The sequence below is a fragment of the Flavobacterium gelatinilyticum genome, from assembly GCF_027111295.1.
GTDB lineage: Bacteria > Bacteroidota > Bacteroidia > Flavobacteriales > Flavobacteriaceae > Flavobacterium > Flavobacterium gelatinilyticum.
This window is the reverse complement of sequence record NZ_CP114287.1, coordinates 930,520-951,194: the sequence shown is the minus strand read 5'-3', so window position 1 is coordinate 951,194 and position 20,675 is coordinate 930,520. Positions and strand designations below refer to the sequence as shown.

Here is a 20,675-nt window from a genome sequence, read left to right as displayed (position 1 = left end):
GTTCTTATTATTGTTGTGTCCTGTTTTGTATGCTAAACTTCAATTTTATCCCAAAACAGTACTTCGATTTTTTCTGAGTACTGAATAGTGTCGGGATAGATGTTGATGGTGTATTTTCCGGCATCGTAGCATATGTCGCGTATAGTGACATCAAGATTGCTCAGGTTCCATTCGGCGTGATGAATATCAAAACGGCATAACTTAGTACCGCAGACTTCGTATAAAGCATATCTTTCGGTCAGCCACAAATCCAGCGCGGTTTTATGCAGAATGGGTGCATGGGCTCCAATGGTAATGTCCAGTATATGTTCGAGTTTTTTATTGGAGGATCTGAGTTCGTCTCCGGACCGTTTAATTTCTGATTTTTGATACGGAAGTCCTGCAAATAACTTTGATAATAATACTTCGATCAGTTTATTGGTTTCGATTGAAAACATGTAAATTCCACGAATTCCGTTCTTGGTAACATAAGTTCTCACGTTGATTTCTTCAAAATTTGAGAGATACGGAAAAGCCGGCATATTGCGAAGTGTCCTGTTTTTTACCTCAAATGAAACCACCGAAACCCACGCCATGTTTTGGTAGAGATCAAGCTCAAGGCCATCGGGAATATATTCTTCTAAAAAATAAACCGGAACTTCCCAATGAAAAAATATGGTTTTATGCCATTCCTGGTAATATTTCCAGTTCTTTTCAGGAAGCGGATATTGTCTGTTTTGAGTATTAGCTAATATGCGGGCAGCGATGCTCATATCGAAAAATTAAAAGGATAGGCGGCAATTACCAGATAGGTGATGATTATAATGCTCATTAAAAAAATAATTACCGTAAGTACCGTAAGAAGCAAAGTGGAATATAAATATTCGCCCTGCTGTAATAATTTATGAGTCTGTTTGTATTTCCAGTACGAGCAAACAATCATTAAGGCTCCGGAGAGTACGAGAAGAATACCAATTATAATCGTAAATCCGTTTTTTGGAATATTAGAATCTTTAAAAAGCGTAGAAGGAAGCTGATTGACAAATAATGAAAATTTCACGATAACGAACCCAAAAACCATGATTCCAATTCCGGTTCGAATCCAGGACAGGAATGTTCTTTCGTTTGACATTTGTTCATTAATCAGTTTTTTATTATTGCCTTCCGCCTTCATATTTTAATGGTTTTTATTTGTTCTGTATAATTTTTTGATTTTTAAATCCTTATATAAATTTAAGCACAGTTTTTTAAGAATTTTTATAAAATATAAAATCGTTTTTATAGAATACCTATCTGTAAAACAATGTGTTATAAGTGTTTGGTTCTAGTAATGATGCAGTTTTGTATTAAATGGATTTTTTTCGAATTCAGCCCAAAAAAAAGAAACCTGCAGTCTGACTTAACTGACCGCAGGTTCTATATGTTGATGTGCTTTTTTTCTATTTTATTTGAAAAAATCTACGAGATGATTCATTACATTTTTTGAAGTTTTTACATTTTCCTGTGCTTCTGCAATAGCATCAATATAAGGCTGATTGGGTATACGATTTTTATTTTCGTCTAAATCCCAGATACCGCAGTCGCAATAACTGTTTAGATCATCCCAGTCAGGTCTGTCGATTACCGGAAAAATACAGATACCTAATAGGTTTACACCGTTGTTTTTAGCGTCTATACATTCTGCTGTAATCTCTTCAAGCCATTCTGCACGTTCTGTACCAAAATGCCCTGTTTCTGAAATAAATACAGGTTTGTTGTATCTTTTATAAGCTGTTTCAAGAAGCTCTGAAAGCGACGTTCTTTTTTCTTCGGTATCCGGCCATTCCAGCGGTTTGCTGTTTACTTCCCATTGACAGTCCCAGTAGTAATTGAAACCCAGAATTTCTAAAAAATCCTCAGAACCTCCCAGTTCCGGACACATGTATCCTGCAATAATATCCATGGCCTGAAACTGATGTTCGTTCATGTCCAATACATGATGATGCGTTTCGGTGGCGTGAATTTTTACTAAAGGTTCAACGAGAATGATCGTGCAGTCAGGATCGATGTTTTTAAGTTTCTTGATGCCAATTATCGCCGCTTTGCATAAATGGTATTTCATATCCCAGCCCGAGTTTACAGCAAAAGGAACCGTACCGCGAACATCTCCCGAATGCCAGGATAAAAAGCTGATTTCGTTTATTGGAACAACAAATAAAGGTTGTTTGGAATTGGCTTTGTAAAAAAGCGCAAAAGCCTCGCATAACTGTTCAAAACGTTTGCAAAACTGAGGATGAGTAGGAAAAAGCCCGTCAGGATAACCAAAATGAATCAGATCCCAGATTTGCTGGATTCCTAGTTTTTCGGCTGCTTTCATACGGTTCAGTACTTCAGAAAAATCAAAAACTCCGGGAGTTTTTTCGACTTCGCTCCAGCAGATTCCTTCACGTACTGTTTTTATGCCTATTCCTGCAAGAGCCTCATAGTCGTCATGAAAACGAACATCATGCTGTGTTTCTTTTAAGAGATTAATTCTTTCGCCGGAACGGTTAATGTGATCGGCACATTCGAAACCGCCCATAAAAAAAGTATTGAATTTTTCCATTATAAATCAGTTTTAATAAATGTTTTTTTTTTTTTTTTTTTTTTTTTTTTTTTTCTGGTTATTGTGTTGTTAGTTAATTAGTTGTGTGTAATTACTTCGCGAAAAATTTTATAACCGATTTCATTTGCTGCACCGTTTCGTCCCAAGACGTTTTTTTAAGAACACTGCGGTATTCGATTTCAAGAGACTGGCGGTCTGTTTTTTGATTTAAGAAAGAAATCGTATCAGCAAATTGATCAGCAGTTTCTACTACGTTTACGCAGGTGATACAGTCATGTACCGCATCTGAAATTTTGGTTGATATAATGGGTTTTCTGGCAGCCATATATTCCAGTACGTTTACAGGACCGGTATTTTTTTGATTGTTAAGCGGCATCATCGCTATATCAAATGATTTTAAGTAATAGGGCAGTTCGTTGTAACATTTCATTCCCAGATAATGTATGTTGGATTCTTCCGGCAGCTCCAGTTTTTTATCTGATGGACCAATTAATACAAATGAAACTTCGGGAAGTTTTTGTGCTGTTTTTTGTAAAAGGTCAAAATCAAGCCTCTGATCGATTATTCCGTAGTAGCCCACTACTGGAGATGGTAAGTCGCCAATATCGGCCGGAATCGAGATGTTATTGAGTGCTTTTGCGAAATGTGCCTCATCTACAGAGCCTGGAAAATAATGCACATTGTCGTGAAGCTGTTTTTTGGACTGAAATAATGCTTTTGTTTCAGTAAAAATTATATCAGCACTGGCAATAAGGTATTTTTCCTGATCCAGTAATGCCGCGCTTGTGTTTGAAGGCGAAAGTTCTTCCATGCAGTCGTACACAGTGGTATCGAACTGAAAATAATCCAGAAGCGAACAAAATTCGGCCGAGCAAAACCATCCTGTCTGAATGTTTTTACTTTTTACAAAAGATGGAATTATAGATGCAATTGATTCAATATTAAATGTGTTAGGTTGTAATATGTGAAGTTTTTCATTAATTATAATTAAATCGCCCGGGTTTTCATTTTCAGGATTTCGAATTGGTTCTTCAATAACCAAAACCTTCATGGTTTCTGCCATTCGGCTGATGATTTGCTGCGGACGCTGGTATACATGCTGCCATCTTAAATGACTGAACACAATCATATCGTAATATTGCGCCTGTTCTGATAACGGTATTTCTGTAGTACTGCTGAAACTTGTTTCTTTTAAATTATTGATCATAGTGTTGAGTTAAGTAAAGTAGTTGTAAATAAGATTAGTATGCGGGGTATTTTCAAGTAAAAAATTTACTTTAGGATGTATAAGGCAAATTTATCAGCACTTTGCTGTTCTTTCTTACAAATAAAACTTTGAGCGTTATATAATTTGCATTTTTTAATTTTAATTGCCAGTTTAACTCCTTGGATTTATAGATTTGATTTACAAAGGAAAACTGTAAACCTGAAACAGAATGTTGTAACAGGAGTAAGAGAATTATGCTGAATTTTGAAGTTAGATAAACAATAATTAATCTTGTGTTTCGGCTTTTTTAGCTGATCTGCAAAAAATGTTCGAGTAAAATGGAAACAAGAAACACCAATAACGATTCATTATTTCAGGGTAACGATCGTAATCAGGAACCTGTTTGGAGTCCAATTTTGGGATACCAAATGTATTTTTCTGAAAACAAAGACCGGGAAAAAGAAACGGAAGAAAATCCTGTTCAGCAGAATACTGGCGACTGGGGCGACGAAAGTGAATGGGAGGAACTTCAGAGTAAAGAAAATGCAGGAAACCACAGTAATGAAGAAACTGAAAACAGTAAAATCTAAAAAAGAGCGGAAAATTTTTCCGCTCTTTTTTGGAATATAAGTTACAGTTACTGGATTGATTTTAAAAATGAAAACGCCCCTGAATTAATTCAGAGGCGCTTCAACAAAAAATAAATACCTGAAACAGGAAAGTATTTTATTCCTCATGTGATTCAAGATATACTTTTAGATTGGAAATATCGTCTTTAACCAGTTTCTCAAAATACGGATTTAAAAGTTTAGCGGCACTTTCTCCCGCCACTCCAAGCGGGGCATGGTACGAGATGGTAATATCAAGCTCTGTGGTATTTCCTTTTGGTTTAAAAACGACTTTTCCGGCATTCTTAATACTGGAGCCTTCTATAGAATTCCAGCTTAGCAGCTGGTCTTTTTCATCTTTTATGATTTCTGCATTCCAGGAAATTCTTCCAATTCCTGCCGGACCTTTTGCTGTCCATTCTGAAATAGTAGAACTAATCGTTCTTATAGAATCAAGGTGATTCATGAATTTTGGAAGGTTTTCCAGATTTCTCCAAAAAGCGTATATTTCGTTCACGGGTTTATTAATGACACTGTTTACTCTAATGTTTACATTTGAAGCCTTGTCGTTAATTAAATGTCCTGCTGCATCATAAACAGGACAGTAACCTGAAATTCCTCGTAATAACATTGCGCCTCCGGCACCCGCCTGGGCAATGCTTTTATTTTCTTTTGAAAGTCCGTTGTAAATTAGATAAGCACCGCTGGTGACCATCAGGATTCTTTCTAATGTTGAAACGTTTGTTTTCAATAAAGGCTTTGATGATTGATTTTGTCTTGTTAATGCTGTTGTGTTCATAGCTTTTAATTTTAAATGAATAAAACTCTGTATTAATTTTTAGTTTAGTTTGCTAAAGGATTAAAATTAAGCTCTTTATCCCGATTTTGGCTTATACGATTTCAGGGATAGATTATACAATTATAAGTGTATTTGTAAGGATTAAAAACCTGGGATGTGTGATATCTATGATTTTTGTAAACGACTTTGAAAATTGTGTAAGTACTTTGGAATTCAGTGTTTTAATTTTGAATTTATAAACTGAAAAATCACAAATCATGAAAACAGTCTTAAAAACTACGGCGATGCTGCTTTTAGTAACAGCCTTTACCGTTTCCTGCAAAAAGAGTACAGATGCCAATTCTGAATATGATGCTGCAAGAGATACAACTGATATGTCTGCTGACACAATTCGCCCTGCCGATTCTTCGGCAGTATTAGATTCCAGCCAGAATGGTAAAACCGGAACAACCGGCGCAACCGGCGAGGGAAGTACGGGTTCCGGGACTGATGGTTCTACACAAAAAGGAAATCCGAATGTGAGAACAGACTCTATCCAAAAGTAATTTTTTGATTTAGTAAGACCTCAGTCTCGGTGTTTTTTGTCTGATATCGATATAAAGCCGAGAATAAAGAAGAATAGAGTTAAAATTTCAACGCATAGAACATAGGCTTAAAAAGGAAGAATAAACTATTTTCTGCATTAAAAAATTAGTAAAACGCCTGCTGTAATTTACATTGACTATGTTTCTATGTGTTAGATAGTTACATTTAAAGCATTTCTTTTTGTTTGTAATTGAATATGAAACTTTGCAGCAACTGGTCTATGTTTTCATCTGTATTTGATGATGTACGGTTTTTGCCGTAAAAGCGAATGCTGTTGTCACGGATAAAATCTTCGATATCTGACAGGCATAAATTGAAAGAAGGCTGCTCAGTTTCTTTTATCAGATGATCCGAAGAGCTCACATCTTCCAGTTTTGCATAATATTGAATGTCGTTTACATCTTCAGAATGAAGGGATTTACGAATCGTCAATTCAAAATCATTATCGGCATCATTGTAAGATCCGGTTAAAAAGTAAGATATAATCATTTTTGTTTCGATTTAAGATTTATTAAGCTGTTGATTTTTAGTTCACAGCACTCAGTAACTGAAAGATACAAAACTTTAATAGAAAGTCTTACAAATTTAACTTTTGAGGTTATTTATTGGGTTTGCTGACATATTTGTTTCCTTTTACAAAGAAACGCCACGGAAGCAGGGCGTGTTCTTGAGCATATGCAATACCAACACGGGCAGTACTGACAATGTCTTTGTATTTAAATCCATGATCTTCGAGCCATATTTCTTCAGAGTTCAGGTCTTTTTTATTAAAAGTAAGGTCGATTCCCAATGCTTTGGCGGCAGAACCCGGACCGGATGATACAGCGGCTTTTTGTATGGGCATTTTTCGTCTTCTCTCGATAATTTCCGTTCCAATAAAAGGCTCAACAGCGCGTATTAATACGGCATGCGGTTCATTAATCTGTGAGGTTACAATATTAAAAAGATGATGGATTCCGTAACACAAATAAACATACGAAACACCGCCTTCGCTGTACATGATTTCAGTTCTGTTGGTTCTTCTGCCTCCGTAGGCATGCGATGCTTTATCAATTGTACCATAATACGCCTCGGTTTCAACGATAATACCGCCGCTTATTTCGCCATCAATTTGTGTACATAAAACTTTACCAATAAGGTCTTTTGCAAGAAAAAGCACATCGCTGTTCTGGTAATAAGAAAAAGGCAGTTTCGCAGGAATTATAGTATTGGTGTTCATCTTATTGTTTTTTATCGGAAGAAAATTTTTGTAGAATTAAATTTAAGGTTTAATCTTATGAATTACAAATGTTGACGGAGCAGAAAACCTGTTTCCTTAATGTAAAATTTTGAGTTTAGATTACAAAAAATGAATCCGGTGATTTTGTGCTTTTAGAAGTTTTAATCTATACAAACTCTTGATTTTTATATTTGTGTTTGTTTTTTATTGTTTTGTAAATCAATACATTATGTTTGTTTTAGTGTTGTAGAAATCTTGATTTTTATGTCATCTTTTTTATAATTTTTATTTAAATCCTAGTTTCGTTTACCCCTTGATTGAGGGAAACTATCTAATTTAAAAAACCACAAATTATGAAAAACAAATTACTTGATGCTTTTTTTAAAAGAGACAAATATTGTCTTGTAATATGGATTTTTTTATTGCTTTTAACCTCAAATCTGCAAGCCCAGCGAGGATATTATGATGCGCCGTATAAAAGATACGAAGCCAATCTGGGACAGTTATCGAATGGTGCTTCAGTTACTCCAAAATCGTATGTGCAGGCTGATCTTCAGTCAGAAGCTTCAGATCAGCAGTGTGTGAATATGTCTTCAGCAAATGCAACAGTTCTATGGACGCTTACTGAAGCAGCGGACGGACTTGTTATTCGATACAGTGTTCCGGATGGGCAGTCAGGAACTTTGGGAATCTACAATGGCACTACAAAAATTACAACGCTGACTTTAACCTCAACCTGGTCGTGGGAATATTTATGGAGCAACGGTAACCCAAATAATAACGGAATCACAAATCAGAACCCAAGAATGCGATTTGACGAGGTGCGTTATAAATTACCAAATAAGATTCCGGTATCAGGCACTTTAAGACTGGTAAGAGAATCAGGTAATATTCATCTGGATTTTGCCGAAATGGAATCGGTTCCGGCCGCTTTAACCGCTCCTTCGGGTTCCGTAACTTATACAGGGAACGGCAGCGACCTTCAGACGTTTATTGATGCAAACGGCGGTAAAAAAATATTTGTTCCAGGCGGCGTATTTAATGTAAACAGAGAGCTTTATTTTGGCGTGGCCAATACGTCTTTAATTGGTGCCGGAATGTGGTATACTCAGATTAATTTTACCAATACCAGCAGCGGTAACGGCGGTCTTCGTGCTAATGCGAGTAACATTTCGTTTTCAGATCTTTTCTTAACGACCAATTCAACTTCCAGAAGTAATTCGTATAAAGCCATAAACGGCGTTTTTACAGCAGGTTCAACTATAAAGAATATCTGGGCAGAACATTTCGAATGCGGCGCATGGATTGCACAATACAATGTGGGTGGTCCGGCAATTGCTGATGGGTTCACTTTGTCGCACTGTCGTTTCAGAAATAACTATGCCGATGGAATTAACCTTTGCAAAGGAACTGCCAATGCCATTGTAGAACATTGTAATTTTAGAAATAACGGCGACGACGATCAGGCTATCTGGTCGGCTAACGGACAGGAGTGCATCAATAATACTTTTAGATACAATACTTCAGAAAACTGCTGGCGTGCCTGTGGTCTGGCTATTTATGGCGGAAAAAACAATAAAGCGTACAACTTAATTATCAAAGACAATCTCGAAGCCGGAATTCGTGTGAGTAACAATTTTGACGGAGCGCCATTTAATAATGACGGACTGCATGAAATACACGATATAACCATAACTGCCTGTGGTACTTTTAATGATACTTACAATAATCCGGTAGCGGCAGTGGATATTTTCAGCGCCAGCAATGCAGGAACTCAGGTAAAAAATGTACAGCTTTCTAATCTGGATATTGTAGATTCAAGAAATGATGCCATTTCAATAAGCAAACGATCAGGAGACGGGATTTACAATCTCAGCTTTAAAAATGTTACGATTAACGGTACAGGAAAAGAATTCCCAAATAACAATGCTCTTAACCGAAATTGGGGCAGAGGCTATTTTGTTCTTATAGCAGGTTCTCCGGCCGGAAACGGTACCTATTGTGGCATGAATTATTCGAACAGAGGCGGAAATGCTGCAACAAACGAAGAAATAAGCGCAATTGGCACTTTTTCGTGGACACCAAGTACAAATTGTTCAACAACGACAGTTTCTGTAACAGGGGTAACGATCAGCCCTGCAGCAGTTAATTTAAACGTTGGCGGTACACAGCAGTTAACACCGGCTGTTGCTCCGGCAAATGCATCAAACAAAAATGTAACGTATAGTTCCAGTAATGCTGGTATTGCCACTGTAAATTCATCCGGCTTGGTTACTGCTGTTGCTTCCGGGACTGCCACAATTACGGTAACAACGCAGGATGGTGCTAAAACGGCTTCTGTTGCTGTTACAGTGAGTTCATCAAATATTGCGGTAACGAGTGTCAGCCTTAGTCCATCATCAGTATCGCTGAGTGTGGGAGGAACGCAGCAATTAACACCAACCGTTCTTCCGTCTAATGCCTCAAACAAATCGGTTAATTATTCTTCAAACAATACTGCTGTAGCAACAGTAAATGCTTCGGGGTTAGTTACAGCAGTTTCAAACGGAACAGCCACAATTACAGTTACAACTGTGAGTGGTAATAAAACAAGCACAGCTGCTATTACCGTAAGCACCGCTACAGGAAACTATTTGACAATCAAAAATAGATGGACCAACAATTACTTATACGATGCCGGTACTAATGTGGGTTACGGACCAACAGTTGCCAACAACAATTATAAATGGGAAAAAGTAATGGTTGATGGTACCAATTTTATCATAAAAAATGCAGGAACCGGCGATGTAATGCATATCGAAAACTTAACCGGAGCAGTACAATGCACGGCTGGATCATCTGACTGGTGGAGTGCACAATGGTCAAGCGAAAATGTAGACGGAACCTGGGTGCGAATTAAAAACAGATGGCAGACCGGAAGCATGATTCATATCGAAAACCTTACAGGTTCTGCTCAGTACATAGGGGCTCAAAACAATTGGGAAAGTGCACAATGGCAGTTTCAGTCTGTTACGGCAAAAAGAACAAATGTTTTGCAGACAGAAGTAACAGCAGATGTGAATGCTGCAGTAACCATTTATCCGAATCCTGCGCTTCATAACGAATTTACCGTTTCATTGCCGCAATTAAAAGCAGATGATACTGCGGCAATAACTGTAAACGATATAAACGGAAGAAAGGTTTTAGTGAAAGAAATTCATTCATCAGCAAAAATCAGTCATAATTTAGCAGCCGGAATTTACATTGTAACCATTACAACAAATGATTTTTCGGTTTCTAAAAAACTGATTGTCAAATAAATTTAAACTGACCAATTAAAATAGGTCAAAATTAAGAAATGCCAAATTTTCGGATTTGGCATTTTTTTGTTATTCTGCTGTGATATAAAAAATATTATCGATTTCCGAATCAGGAATAGCAGCGTTTTTAAGCAATTTCCCTTCAATAGCGGGATAGCTTTTAAGTTTTAAAGTATCAATTCCAGCAGTTTTTGCTTTAAAAGTCAGTGTTAGAATACCGCCGGCACCAACATAACCTAATCTGGCCTGCAATCCCGCTTCGTATGCTTCTTTTACTTTTTCTACACACGCGGCAGGGTTTTTATTTATCTGATATAACCGATATCCTGTTGAAGGATTATAGTAGAGTTTAATAGAGAATTCTTCGCCGGCTTTAACCCTTAAAGAATCATTTTGACCGGCTTCGTAAACTTTGCCGCGATAACTGATTAGAAAAAGTGCAGTTATAATAATGATTACGAACAGCAGTACTAATTTTAATTTCTTCATTCTTTGATTTAAATTATTTTACCCTGAATACGAATAATCACTTCGGGTGCGATTTTGCCATCTTTCATTTGTGCAGAAAATGTCAAAACAGGATGAGCAGCATTAAGGCTATGTGCAGGTGTCATTTCTCCCTTTGCAAAACTTACCCATGACAGTATAGTATTACCATGATTGCTCGTGATATTCTCCTGTTGATTATTCGTTTTTTCTTCCATAAACGTGTGCTTTATTGATATAAAAACAGCAGTCAAATCTAATGCATTTCAGAAGTACTGAACAGGGTATAAATACTTGTTTTTGTATAAAAACGAAGTTTCTGATACGAGATTTTAATACAATATTATAAGAAAAACGATTTCTAAATTCAGTAATAAAACGTACCTTTAAATTAGAAGAGAGGTTCAAACCTCTTCATTTTGAGAAAATTAAATTTACGAACATCATAATTGTTGTTCTTTTTAAGCTGTAAAAACACTTTATAATGAAATCACAAACCAACATAATCATACCCGAAAGAGAAATAAAAAACGAAGAGACAAACCAGCAGTTTCTAAAAGATGTGCTTGAAGGTCTTCATGAAAATCCAAAGCACCTGCAGTCCAAATACTTTTATGATAAACGGGGCGACAAACTTTTTCAGGAAATCATGGCCATGCCTGAATATTACCTTACCCGCTGCGAAATGGATATTTTTCAAAATAAGACCGCCGAAATAGCAGCCGTAATCAGGTCCGAAGATACTCCTTTTGACCTGATCGAATTAGGTGCCGGCGATGCTTCAAAATCTCTGCATTTACTGCAATATCTGGACAAACAAAATACTGATTTTACTTATATGCCAATTGATATATCAGGAAATATATTATCTGTTTTAGAAAAAAAACTAAAAAACAATATTCCTTATCTTGATATTAAGTGTCTCGAGGGCGAATATTTTGAAATGCTTGATAAAGCGGCAAAATTATCTTCGCGCCGAAAAGTGGTGCTTTTTCTAGGCAGTAATATTGGTAATATGGAACTGGAAGAAGCTTACGATTTCTGCCGCGAATTAAGAAAAAAACTCAATAAAGGCGATGTCGTTTTAATTGGTTTTGATTTGAAAAAAGAGCCTAACACTATCTTAAACGCATACAACGATCCAAAAGGAATAACGGCTTTGTTTAACCTGAATCTGCTGGACCGAATTAATAAAGAACTGAAAGCCAATTTTATTGTTGAGCAATTTGAACATTATCAAACCTACGATCCGCTTACCGGAACCTGCAAAAGTTATCTCATTAGTCTTGAAGATCAAAAAGTAACGATTGATTCTGAGGATTTTCTTTTTATAAAAGACGAAGCGGTTTATATGGAGGTCTCTCAAAAATTTTCTATTGATGATACCGAAAATATGGCCTGTAAATCCGGATTTAAACCTATAGGCAGTATTATGGACAGTAAAGAATGGTTTATTGACGCTTTTTGGCTGGCCGATTAAAAGAAGTAATTATGGAACAAGCAGAAAAAATAACCACAGCCGGACTTCTTTTGCAGCAGTATAAAAAAATACGCCGTCATTCTGAAACCATTTGCCGTCCTCTCGAAACAGAAGATTACGTAGTACAGCCCATTGTTGATGTCAGTCCGCCCAAATGGCATTTAGGACACACTACCTGGTTTTTTGAAACTTTTATTCTGATGCCTAATTTTAAAGGATATATAGAATTCAATCCGCAGTATAATTTTGTTTTTAACAGCTATTATGAAACGATAGGAGCGAGAGTTGTCCGTACAGACAGAGGAAACCTAAGCCGTCCTTCCGTTTCTGATGTTTACGCCTACAGAGCGTATGTTGATGAACAAATGGAAGCTTTTTTGCAAAACACAGCGCTCTCAGATAAACTTGTGCCGATTTTAGAACTGGGATTAAATCACGAACAGCAGCACCAGGAATTGTTACTTACAGATATCAAATATATTCTAGGTCATAATCCGCTTTTTCCTGCTTACAGCGATAAAGAAATCTTTTCTAAAAAATCAAAAGAAGGTTCGGGATTTATAAGCATGCCTGAAGGTATTTATGAAATAGGATTTAATGGGACCGGATTTAGTTTTGATAATGAATCCAACCGCCATAAAAAATATTTAGAAGCCTACGAAATTGCCGATTCTCTTGTTACCAATGCTGATTATCTGAAATTTATAGAAGACGGCGGTTACGTCAATTTTGCCCATTGGCATTCTGAAGGCTGGGACTGGGTAAAACAACAAAACGCAAAAGCACCGTTGTACTGGCATTTTATAGAAGATCGCTGGATGCATTATACCTTAAACGGACTTAAAGAAATTGATTTATCCGAGCCTTTGTGCCACATTAATTTTTATGAAGCTTCTGCCTTTGCTGCCTGGAAAGGAATGCGCCTGCCCACAGAAGAAGAATGGGAAGCGGCTTCTGAACATTTTCATTGGGGCGAAAGATGGGAATGGACAGGGAGTGCCTATCTTCCGTATCCCGGATTTAAAAAAGAAGCAGGGGCAATTGGCGAATACAATGGCAAGTTTATGGTCAACCAAATGGTTTTAAGAGGAGCTTCTGTCGCAACTCCACAAGGACACAGCCGGGCCACCTACCGTAATTTCTTCCACGCCTCACTCAAATGGCAGTTTACCGGAATACGGCTTGTTAAGTGATTTTAGATTTTAGATTTTAGATTTCAGATTTCAGATTTTAGATTTTAGATTTTTGTCAAACGTGTTCTGCGTTTGAAAAATTAAACGTTAAGTATGTAATTTGTAATTTTCTTCTTTTAGAATTTAAATAGAAACATTGATGACAATAAATCAATAACTCGTGCCCTGAAAAATCCCATTCATTACAATTTTTCTTCCTGTAGATTTTATTCCCGTTACTTTTATTGCGGTTAAAGAATTAATAGGTTAAGAATTGTATAAAGTGGAGCAGAACCCACTAAAAAAAACGGTCCGAAATCTACTGGGAAACAGCAGCTAAATATTAGAAATCATGGGGTACGCACAATGGATTGAAATTAAAATTGTATCAGAAAACATGACTGTACAGGTTAAAAATACGAAACGTGACTATGGTAAGTTTTATGAATACGGAGACAAAAATAAAGAATTAAGTATTGCTGCTATCAATAGTATAAAAATAGAGTCGGGTACAAGCAAAAGAATTTGTGCCTGCGGAAGATCCGGCGCAGCAACCGGTACCGAAGGCAGTTTTGAATTGTATGACGGCGATACCAAAATAGGCAAGTTTTATTGGGACTGTCCATTTTGGAAAAGTTCAAATGAAATCAGCTGGACACAAAGCGCCTCTGAGACTTCTTATAAAACAGACAAAGAAGGCGGTAACAAAAGTTCCGGTGCAATAGGAAATGTTACCATCACCTGTATTAAATTGTAATTTTTGATTTTAGAATTCGAGATTTAGAATTTAGATTCTTTTTTATGTAAATTTACCAGAACCAGTCTGATTTTTTTAGCTTTACGCCAAAGAATCAGACTGGTTTTTATCATAATTAAAAGAAACACATGAGAAAAATTATAGCAGCAATTTTGGTTTTGTCTTTCACACAAATGGTACACGCGCAAAAGGGCTTTAAACTGCTTTTTGAGGGAAAAACAACAAAAGGCTGGCATTCGTATGGAAAAAATTCGGCAGGAACTGCATGGAAAGCAGAAAACGGCATCTTATATTTTGATCCGGAAACCGCTAAAAACGGAGAAGGAGGCGATTTGGTAACCAATGCCGAATTTGAAAATTTTCATTTAAAACTAGACTGGAAAGTGTCTCCCAATGCCAACAGCGGGATTATTTTTTATATTAATGAAAATCCTCAGAAATACAAAAGCACGTACAGTACCGGATTAGAAATGCAGATTCTGGATAATGACGGTCATCACGATGGCAGAATTACCAAACACAGAGCGGGAGATTTATACGATTTAATCCAGAGTAAATCAGAACCCGTAAAAGCTGTGGGTGAATGGAACACAGCCGAAATTATCAGCAAAGACGGGAAATTAACGCTGATTATGAATAATGTTGTAGTAGTGGAAACCGTACTTTGGGATGAAAATTTCAAAAAACTCATAACCGGAAGTAAGTTTGCTTCCTGGCCGGATTTCGGTACCTTTAAAAAAGGAAGAATTGCTTTACAGGATCATGGCAGTGCCGTATGGTTTCGTAATATTAAGATTAAAGAATTGCAGTAGTTTTTCAGATTCTTAAGATCGTATTTTTTTGTTTATAAACGATTTAATAACAGGATAATGCAGGAGTTTTTTTACTATGTTTGCAACAGCTGACATATAAAAAACACTCTATGAAAAAAACTTTACTCTTCTTTTGTTTATTACACTCTTTGCTCATATTTTCTCAGAATGCAGCAGATGTCGATCATAATTTTGGTCCCGGACCCGGATTTGGCGGCAAAGTTTATAATATGGTTGTCCAGCCAGATGGCAAAATAATTGTTCAGGGATCCAGAATTTATAAAAACGCAGTGACTAAAGAGGTAATCAGGTTGAATCCTGACGGCAGTGTAGATACTTCTTTTAATTACAATCCGGGAACTGATTTCAATATAAAATGTTTAGCTGTACAGCCGGACGGAAAGCTGCTTATAGGCGGAAGTAATCTTGCTGAGACCATTCGAATAATTCGTTTAAACGAAGACGGAAGCAGGGACACCGCTTTTGATTCGGGAAATTCGCGATTGTCAAATATTTTTGTAAATTCTCTGGCTGTTCAGTCTGACGGGAAAATCATGATTTCCTACGGAGGATTCCGATCTTTTGGTCCTTATAAAAGCGTCTATCGTCTTAATGCTGACGGTAGTTCTGATGGTTCTTTTAATATAGGAACCGGGTTTGATTATGGTGTTACAAAAGTGGCAGTACAGGCTGACGGGAAAATTATTGTAACAGGTGATTTTACTACTTTTAATGGTGTCAAACAAAATCACGTAGTACGTTTAAATACAGACGGAAGTAAAGATTCTTCATTTGATATCGGGACCGGATTTAATAATGATGTCGACGCGATTGTCATACAAAATGACGGCAAAATACTATTAGGAGGTGCCTTCAAAAAGTTTCAGGATGCTGATCAGAGATATTTGATTCGTTTAAATCCGGATGGAAGTAAAGATACTTCATTTATTACTCCTGATGGTTTTAAGTATTTTACTTATCAGACAGTCACTAATATGTGTCTGCTTGCAGATGGGAGATTATTGGCAAGCTTCTACATTAGTAACGGCGATTCGTACGGGGATGATTCAGTAAGATGTTTTAATCCTGACGGAAGTTTTGATACTGCATTTCCAAGCACTTTTTTTAACGACGGAGCCAATCTCCTTACCGGAAAGATGAATGCAGATGTTTTATCTATTGTAGAATTAAAGGACGGAAGAATGCTCATTGGAGGTACATTTAATTACTGCCGAAGAACAATTGAAAAGGGAATTATATGTCTTAATCCAGACGGAACTAAAAATGCTGCTTTCAGCAAAGACACCGGTTTTGATGCCGCGGTGTATTGTTCGGCCTTGCAGCCGGATGGAAAAGTGATTGTAGGAGGTTATTTTGACAACTTTCAGGGCGTTATACAAAAGAAATTGATTCGTTTAAATGCTGATGGAACAAGAGACACTTCATTTAAACTGAATATAGAATTTAATGATGAGGTGCAATCGATACTTATTCAGCCCGACGGTAAAATTTTGGTAAAAGGAAAATTTACCGATTATGAAGCTCAGGGAAGGAGTTATTTAGTTCGTTTGAATCCTGACGGAAGTCTTGATACTGGTTTTAGCAAACGGTTTGGATCTCCTTTAGAAGCAATAGCCATACAGCCGGATGGCAAAATTATCGTTGAAGGCTTTTTTTCAAGCTTTCCAAATGCAGATGTACGAAAAATTATGCGTTTCGATTCTGATGGTTTTGCGGATTCTTCTTTTAAACCCGGAGATTACGAGAATTTTAATGGTGTTGTTACAGATATAGCAGTACAGCCAGACGGAAAAATACTCGTAGGCGGTAATTTTACGATTTTTAACAGCGCTTCACAAAAATATTTACTTCGTTTAAATGCAGACGGAAGCAAAGATACTTCGTTTAGTACCGAAGCTTTACCTGAATTGGCAATCGTTGTTGGGAATATTGTAGTACAGCCGGACGGAAAAATAATAGTCGGAGGTGTTTTTTCTCCTGCAGCAGGAAATTACGAAAGCTTCTTAATGCGATTAAATGCTGACGGAACTAAAGATGCTTCTTTTACTGACGGAAACTGGTACGACAAAAACCGAACCGGATATGGAATCAGCATTAACGCCGTTCAGCTGCAAAAAGACGGGAAAATAATAGTTGGAGGTGAATTTGATACTTTCAATGAAACGGCATTAAACCGTTTAGCACGTTTAAACCCTGACGGAACTGTAGACAGTACTTTTGATGCCGGAACAGGATTTGGAGCGCCAGTACAGACTCTATCTGTATATCCTGATGGAAAAATACTGGCAGGAGGAACATTTTCGGGTTATCGCGGTGTTGCTTCTTCATCGTATTTAATTCGTTTAAATGGTACTGCTGTAACACCTTCTGTAGATGCAGTTACAATCCAGACCAACTTAACTTGTCCAGGCAGTTCATCCGGTTCTGCTTCGATTGTATCAGTATTTAACGGGCAGGAGCCTTATACGTATCTTTGGTCAAATGGAGAAAAAACGGCATCAATTACAGGATTAGCCGAAGGAAATTATTCATGCACTATTACAGATGCTGCAGCAGCGAGCGTAACAAAGAATTTTATTATAATCGCCGATACTGATTTTGAAAAACCAAGAATAACCGCTCCAACAGCCCTTACAGTAAATACAGATACAGATTGTACAGCAGTAAATGTCGATCTGGGAATTCCTGTAACATCAGATAATTGTTCAGTAGCCTCAGTAACCAATGACGCTCCGGCAAGTTTTCCAATAGGAAAAACAACCGTAACCTGGACAGTAAAAGACGGAAGCAATAACACAGCCATAGCGACTCAGATTGTAACCGTAAATGGTCTGAATGCAGGAATTACCTACACCGCAGGAAAACTGTCTGCTGCCGAAACAGGAGGAACCTACAAATGGCTGACCTGCAAGGACGGAGAATCAACCGTTATTCCAAACGAAACTAATGCTGTTTTTACACCAAAAACATCGGGAAGTTATGCTGTTGAAGTTACCAAAAACGGATGCACGGTAACAAGTACTTGTTTTGAAGTTACAACGCTTGGAACAAAAGACTTTGATCTTCAGAATGCATTAAAAGTATACCCAAATCCGGTTAATGATTTTATTACAATCGAAACGAATGCATCAGCCGGCATCAATCTGAATATTTATGATGTAACAAGTCACAATGTACTTTCAAAAGAAATAAAAACAACATCTGCCAAATTAAATATTTCACATTTGCCTAAGGGAGTTTATATGTTCCAGTTTTCAAATGAAACAGGAAATTCAGTTAGAAAAGTGATTAAGAACTAAATATAATTTGTTCAATATTAACGTAACAAAAAGAGTCTGAGAAATAAATCTCAGGCTTTTTGTTTTTGTACATTAAAACATTTAACAGAAGTTGTAAAGAAACAAATATGGTTTGAGCCTTATCTTTATTATGATGGTGATGTATAATTATGATTTTAAAAATCCTATAACTGATGAAAAGAATAGTTTCATTTATATTAATAATTTCTTTTTTCAATTGTTTTTCTCAAAAGAGAGACATATCAATTGTTGCATCCTCTTTATCAGAAGCCGAAGTGACAGTTAAAATTATCAACAATACCTCCGAGAAAAAATTACTTTTCCTTGATTCAAAAAATCTTGGAGTGGAATATAACAATAAGACTTCCTTTGTAAATAGTAATTCTTCTAAGATCTATGTGGATTTTTTAGATTTAAATGAAGATGAAGCCATTGTACCAGTTTCTAATTTAAACAATTATAGTTCAGGTAAAATGAAGGAAGAAGATTTTGCTTCTGAAATAAAAAATAATACTATTTCATTTCTGCCTCATGAAGAAAAAACAGTAATTATAAATTTATATAGACAAAAAGAGTCTACTTATCTTAATACTTACACCATTTTACCCGCCAAAACTTATAAAGTTTGTTTAAAAATCTATGGTCAAAGGGTTGAAGAAGGATTAAAAAAGTCCGCTCTTTCAGACAGCAGACTTAAAAGCATATTATCTGCTTATGATTTTAACGATTATATTTCAAATGAATTTGAACTTAAAATCAAAACCGTTAAAAGTCCGCTTCCACTGCCTTTGGCACCAGGTAAGGATGTGAAATACACCGAAGAAGAACTTAGATAATTATTGATTAGATAAAAAGAAATTTCATCAGTTTCAACAAACCCAAAATTGTCTATTAAAGTTATTAAAAAGAAAAACTGCCTGTAAATTTTGTTTTACAGGCAGTTTTAAATTACTTAAAATTTACTTTATAAAAGCCAAAATATCATTGTTGATAGTTTCTGCTTCTGTGGTAGGCATACCATGAGAAAATCCAGGGTATGAGATTAATTTTCCGTTTTTAAGAAGTTTAGCAGCCCTCGGCGCCTGATCGTAAGGTACAATCTGGTCGTCTTCTCCGTGCAATACCAGAACCGGAATATCTAAACTTTTAAGATCTTCTGTAAAGTCAGATTCAGAGAACGCTTTGATACCTTCATAATGAGCCAGTACAGAACCCATCATTCCCTGACGCCACCAGTTTTGTTTTATACCTTCCTGAACCGTTTGTCCTTCACGGTTCCAGCCGTAAAAAGCAATAGGAAAATCATGAAAATATTGTGCTCGGTTAAATCCGGTTCCTTTTCTGATTTCGTCAAAAACTGACAATGGAACTCCTTCCGGATTCGATTCGCTTTGAATCATTATTGGGGTTACGGCGCTAATGATTACTGCTTTTGCAATACGTCCTTTTCCGTATTTTGCCGCGTAACGTATTACTTCGCCGCCTCCTGTTGAATGCCCTACGTGAATTGCATCTTTCAAATCCAGAAATTCAGTTAATTCAGCAATGTCAGAAGCGTAGGTTTCCATGTTATTTCCTTCAGAACTCTGACCTGAACGTCCGTGTCCTCTTCTGTCGTGAGCAATTACGCGGTAGCCTTGCTGCAGGAAAAACATCATTTGTGCATCCCAGTCATCGCTGGATAAAGGCCATCCGTGGTGAAATACTACAGGTTGTCCTTTTCCCCAGTCTTTGTAATAAATTTGTGTTCCGTCTTTTACTGTAAATGTGCTCATAACTTTTAATTTTTAAGATTAATGTATTGTATTAGTAACTTTAATTTTTGATAATTATTTTTTACTTTTTAACATATTAGATAAATAATATGCTGTTTGTTTATGTTTACAGTGCAAATATATTACGGCTAAAAAGGAACTTCGATTAATCTAGATTAAGAAAAGAAACTAGAACACAAAAAGAGGCTTACATGGTATTAGAAAGGATTAATTGTTTAACTGAACAAATTTTTTGGCAATCAGAGTTCTCAGCCGTTCCTGATTTTCATCTCCCCAGCGTCCTAAATGTCCTATTACGGGAATTAAACTTTCGCCAAATTCGGTCAGGCTGTACTCAACCTTGGGAGGAACAACAGGATATATTTTCTTGACAATAAGTTCATGCTCTTCAAGTTCGTTTAATTGCATGTTTAAAACTCTTCTGGAAGCATCGGGTATTTTACGCTGCAATTCGCTTGGTCTTTTATGGCCTTCATTGATAAACCAAAGCAGGCGTATTTTCCATTTTCCATACAATACTTCACCTATCAGGTCAAGTCCGCAGTTTAAGTTTGGTATTATTTTTCTTTCATACATATTGTAAAAATAAATCT

Annotated in this window: 20 protein-coding genes; 9 read left to right on the top strand and 11 right to left on the bottom strand. The window is 36.6% G+C overall.

What is annotated here, in order from left to right:
* Nucleotides 1–32: 32 nt before the first annotated feature.
* From OZP11_RS04075 to OZP11_RS04060, 4 genes are all read right to left on the bottom strand, one after another.
* On the bottom strand, nt 33–752 hold the full coding sequence (locus OZP11_RS04075) for a YqjF family protein (RefSeq protein ID WP_281233947.1): 720 nt from the start codon (nt 750–752) through the stop codon (nt 33–35).
* A complete protein-coding gene (locus OZP11_RS04070) occupies nt 749–1,153 on the bottom strand; it encodes a YidH family protein (protein ID WP_281233946.1) in 405 nt (134 codons plus the stop codon). Before OZP11_RS04070 ends, OZP11_RS04075 begins: the two co-directional genes overlap by 4 nt.
* Before the next feature lie 270 nt (nt 1,154–1,423).
* Nucleotides 1,424–2,563, bottom strand: coding sequence for a hypothetical protein (locus OZP11_RS04065; RefSeq protein ID WP_281233945.1), 1,140 nt, complete (start codon nt 2,561–2,563; stop codon nt 1,424–1,426).
* A 91-nt stretch (nt 2,564–2,654) separates the two neighbouring features.
* Nucleotides 2,655–3,770: a glycosyltransferase gene (locus tag OZP11_RS04060; protein WP_281233944.1), complete on the bottom strand. Its 1,116-nt coding sequence runs from the start codon at nt 3,768–3,770 to the stop codon at nt 2,655–2,657.
* Between the two features lie 338 nt (nt 3,771–4,108).
* On the opposite strand from OZP11_RS04060, the gene OZP11_RS04055 reads away from it, so the two are divergent.
* Nucleotides 4,109–4,360, top strand: a complete 252-nt coding sequence (locus tag OZP11_RS04055) for a hypothetical protein (RefSeq protein WP_281233943.1) — start codon at nt 4,109–4,111, stop codon at nt 4,358–4,360.
* Between the two features lie 136 nt (nt 4,361–4,496).
* On the opposite strand, the gene OZP11_RS04050 is transcribed toward OZP11_RS04055, so the two are convergent.
* On the bottom strand, nt 4,497–5,177 hold the full coding sequence (locus tag OZP11_RS04050) for a YgaP-like transmembrane domain (RefSeq protein ID WP_281233942.1): 681 nt from the start codon (nt 5,175–5,177) through the stop codon (nt 4,497–4,499).
* A gap of 257 nt (nt 5,178–5,434) precedes the next feature.
* Between OZP11_RS04050 and OZP11_RS04045 the strand changes: the two genes are divergently transcribed.
* Nucleotides 5,435–5,722: a hypothetical protein gene (locus OZP11_RS04045; protein ID WP_281233941.1), complete on the top strand. Its 288-nt coding sequence runs from the start codon at nt 5,435–5,437 to the stop codon at nt 5,720–5,722.
* Nucleotides 5,723–5,927: 205 nt separating this feature from the next.
* Here the strand turns inward: OZP11_RS04045 and OZP11_RS04040 are convergent, their stop codons facing one another.
* Nucleotides 5,928–6,251, bottom strand: a complete 324-nt coding sequence (locus OZP11_RS04040) for a hypothetical protein (RefSeq protein WP_281233940.1) — start codon at nt 6,249–6,251, stop codon at nt 5,928–5,930.
* Nucleotides 6,252–6,360: 109 nt separating this feature from the next.
* Entirely contained in the window at nt 6,361–6,981 is a 621-nt protein-coding gene (locus tag OZP11_RS04035; RefSeq protein WP_281233939.1) for a DNA-3-methyladenine glycosylase, read from the bottom strand.
* 353 nt (nt 6,982–7,334) lie between these two features.
* On the opposite strand from OZP11_RS04035, the gene OZP11_RS04030 reads away from it, so the two are divergent.
* The gene (locus OZP11_RS04030) at nt 7,335–10,280 is read left to right on the top strand and encodes an Ig-like domain-containing protein (protein WP_281233938.1); all 2,946 of its coding nucleotides are present in this window, start codon (nt 7,335–7,337) and stop codon (nt 10,278–10,280) included.
* A gap of 69 nt (nt 10,281–10,349) precedes the next feature.
* On the opposite strand, the gene OZP11_RS04025 is transcribed toward OZP11_RS04030, so the two are convergent.
* Both OZP11_RS04025 and OZP11_RS04020 read right to left on the bottom strand, forming a co-directional pair.
* Nucleotides 10,350–10,769 carry a protease inhibitor I42 family protein gene (locus OZP11_RS04025; RefSeq protein ID WP_281233937.1) on the bottom strand — a complete coding sequence of 140 codons (420 nt, stop codon included), beginning with the start codon at nt 10,767–10,769 and terminating at the stop codon, nt 10,350–10,352.
* A gap of 8 nt (nt 10,770–10,777) precedes the next feature.
* Complete coding sequence (locus OZP11_RS04020) at nt 10,778–10,984, bottom strand: hypothetical protein (protein WP_281233936.1); 207 nt, start codon at nt 10,982–10,984, stop codon at nt 10,778–10,780.
* 266 nt (nt 10,985–11,250) lie between these two features.
* Here OZP11_RS04020 and egtD point away from each other — a divergent pair, with 266 nt between their 5' ends.
* The 6 genes from egtD (at nt 11,251) to OZP11_RS03990 (ending at nt 19,143) form a co-directional block, all read left to right on the top strand.
* Nucleotides 11,251–12,246: an L-histidine N(alpha)-methyltransferase gene (gene egtD / locus OZP11_RS04015; protein WP_281233935.1), complete on the top strand. Its 996-nt coding sequence runs from the start codon at nt 11,251–11,253 to the stop codon at nt 12,244–12,246.
* 11 nt (nt 12,247–12,257) lie between these two features.
* The gene (gene egtB, locus OZP11_RS04010) at nt 12,258–13,439 is read left to right on the top strand and encodes an ergothioneine biosynthesis protein EgtB (protein WP_281233934.1); all 1,182 of its coding nucleotides are present in this window, start codon (nt 12,258–12,260) and stop codon (nt 13,437–13,439) included.
* 331 nt (nt 13,440–13,770) lie between these two features.
* Nucleotides 13,771–14,175 (top strand): aegerolysin family protein, encoded by a 405-nt coding sequence (locus tag OZP11_RS04005; RefSeq protein ID WP_281233933.1) that lies wholly within the window; start codon nt 13,771–13,773, stop codon nt 14,173–14,175.
* Nucleotides 14,176–14,303: 128 nt separating this feature from the next.
* Entirely contained in the window at nt 14,304–14,987 is a 684-nt protein-coding gene (locus OZP11_RS04000) for a 3-keto-disaccharide hydrolase (protein ID WP_281233932.1), read from the top strand.
* A 110-nt stretch (nt 14,988–15,097) separates the two neighbouring features.
* A complete protein-coding gene (locus OZP11_RS03995; RefSeq protein WP_281233931.1) occupies nt 15,098–18,307 on the top strand; it encodes a T9SS type A sorting domain-containing protein in 3,210 nt (1,069 codons plus the stop codon).
* Between the two features lie 173 nt (nt 18,308–18,480).
* Nucleotides 18,481–19,143 (top strand): hypothetical protein, encoded by a 663-nt coding sequence (locus OZP11_RS03990; protein WP_281233930.1) that lies wholly within the window; start codon nt 18,481–18,483, stop codon nt 19,141–19,143.
* 123 nt (nt 19,144–19,266) lie between these two features.
* On the opposite strand, the gene OZP11_RS03985 is transcribed toward OZP11_RS03990, so the two are convergent.
* Complete coding sequence (locus tag OZP11_RS03985) at nt 19,267–20,082, bottom strand: alpha/beta fold hydrolase (protein ID WP_281233929.1); 816 nt, start codon at nt 20,080–20,082, stop codon at nt 19,267–19,269.
* A 207-nt stretch (nt 20,083–20,289) separates the two neighbouring features.
* Complete coding sequence (locus OZP11_RS03980; RefSeq protein WP_281233928.1) at nt 20,290–20,658, bottom strand: winged helix-turn-helix transcriptional regulator; 369 nt, start codon at nt 20,656–20,658, stop codon at nt 20,290–20,292.
* Between the last annotated feature and the right edge of the window lie 17 nt (nt 20,659–20,675).

Bases quoted from the DNA above. Each gene is read 5' to 3' on its own strand.
- OZP11_RS04075 (WP_281233947.1), bottom strand. From the start codon at position 752: ATGAGCATCGCTGCCCGCATATTAGCTAATACTCAAAACAGACAATAT.
- OZP11_RS04070 (WP_281233946.1), bottom strand. From the start codon at position 1,153: ATGAAGGCGGAAGGCAATAATAAAAAACTGATTAATGAACAAATGTCA.
- OZP11_RS04065 (WP_281233945.1), bottom strand. From the start codon at position 2,563: ATGGAAAAATTCAATACTTTTTTTATGGGCGGTTTCGAATGTGCCGAT.
- OZP11_RS04060 (WP_281233944.1), bottom strand. From the start codon at position 3,770: ATGATCAATAATTTAAAAGAAACAAGTTTCAGCAGTACTACAGAAATA.
- OZP11_RS04055 (WP_281233943.1), top strand. From the start codon at position 4,109: ATGGAAACAAGAAACACCAATAACGATTCATTATTTCAGGGTAACGAT.
- OZP11_RS04050 (WP_281233942.1), bottom strand. From the start codon at position 5,177: ATGAACACAACAGCATTAACAAGACAAAATCAATCATCAAAGCCTTTA.
- OZP11_RS04045 (WP_281233941.1), top strand. From the start codon at position 5,435: ATGAAAACAGTCTTAAAAACTACGGCGATGCTGCTTTTAGTAACAGCC.
- OZP11_RS04040 (WP_281233940.1), bottom strand. From the start codon at position 6,251: ATGATTATATCTTACTTTTTAACCGGATCTTACAATGATGCCGATAAT.
- OZP11_RS04035 (WP_281233939.1), bottom strand. From the start codon at position 6,981: ATGAACACCAATACTATAATTCCTGCGAAACTGCCTTTTTCTTATTAC.
- OZP11_RS04030 (WP_281233938.1), top strand. From the start codon at position 7,335: ATGAAAAACAAATTACTTGATGCTTTTTTTAAAAGAGACAAATATTGT.
- OZP11_RS04025 (WP_281233937.1), bottom strand. From the start codon at position 10,769: ATGAAGAAATTAAAATTAGTACTGCTGTTCGTAATCATTATTATAACT.
- OZP11_RS04020 (WP_281233936.1), bottom strand. From the start codon at position 10,984: ATGGAAGAAAAAACGAATAATCAACAGGAGAATATCACGAGCAATCAT.
- egtD (WP_281233935.1), top strand. From the start codon at position 11,251: ATGAAATCACAAACCAACATAATCATACCCGAAAGAGAAATAAAAAAC.
- egtB (WP_281233934.1), top strand. From the start codon at position 12,258: ATGGAACAAGCAGAAAAAATAACCACAGCCGGACTTCTTTTGCAGCAG.
- OZP11_RS04005 (WP_281233933.1), top strand. From the start codon at position 13,771: ATGGGGTACGCACAATGGATTGAAATTAAAATTGTATCAGAAAACATG.
- OZP11_RS04000 (WP_281233932.1), top strand. From the start codon at position 14,304: ATGAGAAAAATTATAGCAGCAATTTTGGTTTTGTCTTTCACACAAATG.
- OZP11_RS03995 (WP_281233931.1), top strand. From the start codon at position 15,098: ATGAAAAAAACTTTACTCTTCTTTTGTTTATTACACTCTTTGCTCATA.
- OZP11_RS03990 (WP_281233930.1), top strand. From the start codon at position 18,481: ATGAAAAGAATAGTTTCATTTATATTAATAATTTCTTTTTTCAATTGT.
- OZP11_RS03985 (WP_281233929.1), bottom strand. From the start codon at position 20,082: ATGAGCACATTTACAGTAAAAGACGGAACACAAATTTATTACAAAGAC.
- OZP11_RS03980 (WP_281233928.1), bottom strand. From the start codon at position 20,658: ATGTATGAAAGAAAAATAATACCAAACTTAAACTGCGGACTTGACCTG.